Raw genomic sequence first — 3,773 nt, forward strand, 5'->3', positions numbered from 1 at the left:
TAGATTATGAGCTTTGATGCTGTTGTTTTATATATTTATTCATTTAGAAGATAAGTGTATTTTCAATAAACAGCCCATGACTTTATATTGATGGAACCGTTAGAAGGATTTCGATAAACAACTGCTTCAATTGTTTTTGAAATATCGCCATAAGTGCCTGTTGCAACTATTTTAAAAAAATAACTTTTTACATCAATCAAGTTTCTTATTCCTTTCAATCCGTCCTTTTCATCTTGAAAAACCGGCTTAAGCTCATCAATTTTACCTACTTCAGCAACATTTTTAAAGGGCTCTCCGCTCTGTTGGCGGGATATTATAGCTTCAACTGCGCTTTCATCCATTTGAGAATGTAGCGCTCTCAACACCGGTTTCGGTGCTGTATTGATGTTTATCTTATAATCATTATTCTCCGGGTCATAGGAATAAACAGTAAATACATCTTCAAGTGTATAGTGAGGATTTCTTTTCTTATTATTAGGAGTGCTTTTCCCAACATTTTCTATAGTTTTCTTTCTTTCTTGAAAATAAAATTCTTTTGTTATTCCCTTGACAAGGAGAAGCTCTGACATATCGTCAAAAAAATCCCATTTGCTTTCATATGAATCCTTTAAATTTGCATAATAGGCTTCTAAAGCTTCATCATCTTCGAATAATTCTCCCTTCCATTCTGTCAGGGCATGAATAATCTCTTGGGGGCTTTCCTCCGGCTTGACGGGAAAATTCTCTATAATTCTTCTTACAACATTTATTTTTTGCTGAGACTTTGATTCACCCTTAGCTCCTTTCTTTTTATTACCTGCAGTCTCAACGACAAAGCTATTTAGATTGACCTTCCCGCTTTCGTCTGAAATTGAGCCCTTAATGGAGCCTTCCCCCAAAGGAATCGACACAGAAGGGATATTCCAAATTTCTCCTAAATGGTCAACAAATTGTTTGTTTTTTACATCATTCTTGTAATCCATACGTATAATGAAAATACCTGCTTCAATACCAGATTTGGCAAGATAATAAGCTCTTAAACTATCCAATGAATTCATTGTGATGCTTGCTTCAACGCGCATTTCATAATTAAATTCCAAAGCCAAAACTATTACGAGCGTCGTTACAAGCAGGACTATGGCAATTGCAAAGCCTTTCTTTTCTTTATAATAATTTTTATCTTTCCTCAACGACTGCATGGCAAATCTACAATAGTTGAAAACTTCACTTCGTTGTCCTCTTCATCTGTCAAGACTAAAGTAATCTTTACTGCCTTTGGTATTTTCCCTCTCTGTTGTTTTGAATTTGAATCATCTTCCCAATTGTCTATCCATCCCCTGTCGGTGCGATATTCAAAATTCAGACCCCGACAATTATCTATGAATTCCTCCTCTTTTATCTTTTCAAAATCTTCTCTATGAAAAATCACATCTTCACTTCTATATAGTGTATAAACCCTTTTCTTTTTTTCTTTCTTCCTCTCACTCCTTTTAATGTCCAAATAATAGCTTATTCTTGTGAGCACAGGCTTTCCGTTAAAGCGATAGTTGCCTTTATTTGTTCTTGCAACAAACTCTATCTCATCTGTGTCAACCCCTCCTGTCTTATCATCAGCACCGTAAAAAAAACTAGAAAATCCCGGTTCCGGCTCATCAATTGAAGTTGCGGCAGATGCCAATTCATAAGCCATTCTATCGAGGACAAGACGTGCTTTATCATACATTTCAACCTTTGCTGAAGTTTTATCAATGGTTTTAACACTTCCTGTGTAAACTCCATAAATAAAGGAAGTAATAATAGAAAGAATAGTAATTGCCACTACGAGTTCAAGCAGAGTAAAAGCTTTATTATTTTTCCTATAAATCATAAATAAATTATTCACTGCCTTCATTCATTCTAATAATCAAGGATATATTATTCTTTTTTTGCAACGAGAGATTCGAGTTCAAAAAGAATATTCTCCTTATTCTCATCATATATTGTTAATTTGACCAATCTCAGCTCATCAAAAGAAAGCTCAATCCCGCCTGCATCTATCCCCAACAAGGAGCTTGAAACCGGTTTTACCTCTGTTTTCCATTTATACCCCGGATAGTCCTCAAATTCTCCCTCCTCTTCTCCGGTATCAGGAAATCCATAAAGCTCCACCTCTGCCATTTTCATTCTTGCCATATTAAGAAGTTTTACTTTCTCTGCCATCTCTGCGGCTGTCCTTATGCTTTGAGACTGCGCACGCAATGCGGCAATAAGCGCTATGGAAATAATGGCTAAAGCAATCATTATTTCAAGAAATGTAAAGCCAACTCTTTTATACCGGACATTCATTCCACTCATCTCTATATAATATCTATCTTACAGGGCTTTTAAAACCCTTTACAATTTCTGCCTTGCCGGTCAAAGGATGAATAATAACTGTTAATTTATCCTTTTTTCTTTTTAAATGGATATAATATTTTCCTTCAAGCCCTGTGGGAGTGAAAAGAATAATGTTTCTGCCTTCAGAAAAAATTCTGCTTCCGTATTCAATATCAACAATATCTGTCCCTTCAGGCATTTCCCGATGGATGAGATGCGTATCAGCATCGTCGGAAATGTTTCCTTCCTTATCCGGCAAGGCAACCCAATAAACTTCTTTATCAAGGTCAAAAACAAAATAATATGTAATTCCCTTCAATGCGGAAACATTAAAGATTTGCTTGATATCATTAGTAAGCCGTCGTAATGCCGACCTATATTCTACATCAAAAAGACGCTGCTCAAGTTTGGGAAAAATAAGGACACCTACCAGACCAATGATAAATAAGATGACGCTGATTTCAATAAGGGTAAATCCATTCCTTTTTAAGTACATCAAAATTCCTTATCAAGATTCCAACTCTGTATATCATCTTCTGTCCCCGAAATCTTATCTTTTCCATTAGACCATAAATCATAATCCGGATTATTTACTCCCGGCGAGAGATAATTGTATTCTGAGCCCCATGGGTCTTTAGGAATTTTTTTGCCTTCAATATATCCTCCTTTGCTCCAGTTACGAGCACCAGCAGGTTTTTTGACAAGTGCTTCAAGACCCTCTTCTGTAGTTGGATAACTGCCATTGTCCATCTTATAAAGCTGGAGCGCTGACGCTATTGTCGATATATCGCTCTTTGCTTTGGCTATATTAGCGTCATCTATTCTTCCTATAACCGCTGTGCCTATCAATGTTGCCAAAATTCCTATTATTACAACGACTACCATTATTTCTATGAGCGTAAATCCTCTATCATCATATAGATTTTTTTTCTTCCTTCCTGCCATTTCTTTATTCTCCTTTTACTTTAATTATTTAATCCCTCTTGTCATTTCAAAAATTGGAAGAAGTATTGCGATTACAATAAACCCTACAATTGCCCCCATAACCAAAATCATTATTGGTTCTAACAATGAAGTCAATGCCTTAATTGTTGAATCAGTTTCTGAATCGAGACTATCAGAGACCTTTAAAAGCATATCTTCCAATTGTCCGCTTCTTTCACCTGTTGCTATCATATGAGTAACAATTGGCGGAAAAAGTCCACTTTGTTTCAGTGGCAAAGCAATTTCCTTCCCTTCAGAAATATCCTCTTTCGCTTCCTCGATTATATTGCTCAAAATCTTATTGTTTACCACATTTTTTACTATATCCATACAATATAAAATTGGAATTCCGCTCTTCAACATCGTTCCCAATGTCCGACAAAAACGGGAAAGGGCTATCTTATGAATTAGCCCCCCTATAATAGGAATTTTCAATTTAAAAGAATCAAACCATA

The 3,773-nt window shown here is 35.8% G+C and carries 6 protein-coding genes; all 6 read right to left on the bottom strand.

The features are described from left to right. Window positions 1-62: 62 nt before the first annotated feature. Genes D6734_10250 through D6734_10275 form a run of 6 tightly spaced genes read right to left on the bottom strand, consistent with a single transcriptional unit; the run spans window position 63 to window position 3,753 of the window. Window positions 63-1,178, bottom strand: coding sequence for a hypothetical protein (locus D6734_10250; protein RMF93355.1), 1,116 nt, complete (start codon window positions 1,176-1,178; stop codon window positions 63-65). Continuing rightward, window positions 1,166-1,870 carry a prepilin-type N-terminal cleavage/methylation domain-containing protein gene (locus tag D6734_10255; GenBank protein RMF93356.1) on the bottom strand — a complete coding sequence of 235 codons (705 nt, stop codon included), beginning with the start codon at window positions 1,868-1,870 and terminating at the stop codon, window positions 1,166-1,168. Before D6734_10255 ends, D6734_10250 begins: the two co-directional genes overlap by 13 nt. 23 nt (window positions 1,871-1,893) lie before the next feature. Further along, window positions 1,894-2,313: a type II secretion system protein GspI gene (gene gspI / locus D6734_10260; GenBank protein RMF93357.1), complete on the bottom strand. Its 420-nt coding sequence runs from the start codon at window positions 2,311-2,313 to the stop codon at window positions 1,894-1,896. Between the two features lie 13 nt (window positions 2,314-2,326). After that, window positions 2,327-2,830: a hypothetical protein gene (locus tag D6734_10265; GenBank protein ID RMF93358.1), complete on the bottom strand. Its 504-nt coding sequence runs from the start codon at window positions 2,828-2,830 to the stop codon at window positions 2,327-2,329. Then, window positions 2,830-3,279, bottom strand: coding sequence for a type II secretion system protein GspG (gene gspG / locus D6734_10270; GenBank protein RMF93359.1), 450 nt, complete (start codon window positions 3,277-3,279; stop codon window positions 2,830-2,832). Before gspG ends, D6734_10265 begins: the two co-directional genes overlap by 1 nt. A gap of 24 nt (window positions 3,280-3,303) precedes the next feature. Further along, the gene (locus tag D6734_10275; GenBank protein RMF93360.1) at window positions 3,304-3,753 is read right to left on the bottom strand and encodes a hypothetical protein; all 450 of its coding nucleotides are present in this window, start codon (window positions 3,751-3,753) and stop codon (window positions 3,304-3,306) included. Window positions 3,754-3,773: the final 20 nt, after the last annotated feature.

The organism is Candidatus Schekmanbacteria bacterium (assembly GCA_003695725.1).
Classification (GTDB): domain Bacteria; phylum Schekmanbacteria; class GWA2-38-11; order GWA2-38-11; family J061; genus J061.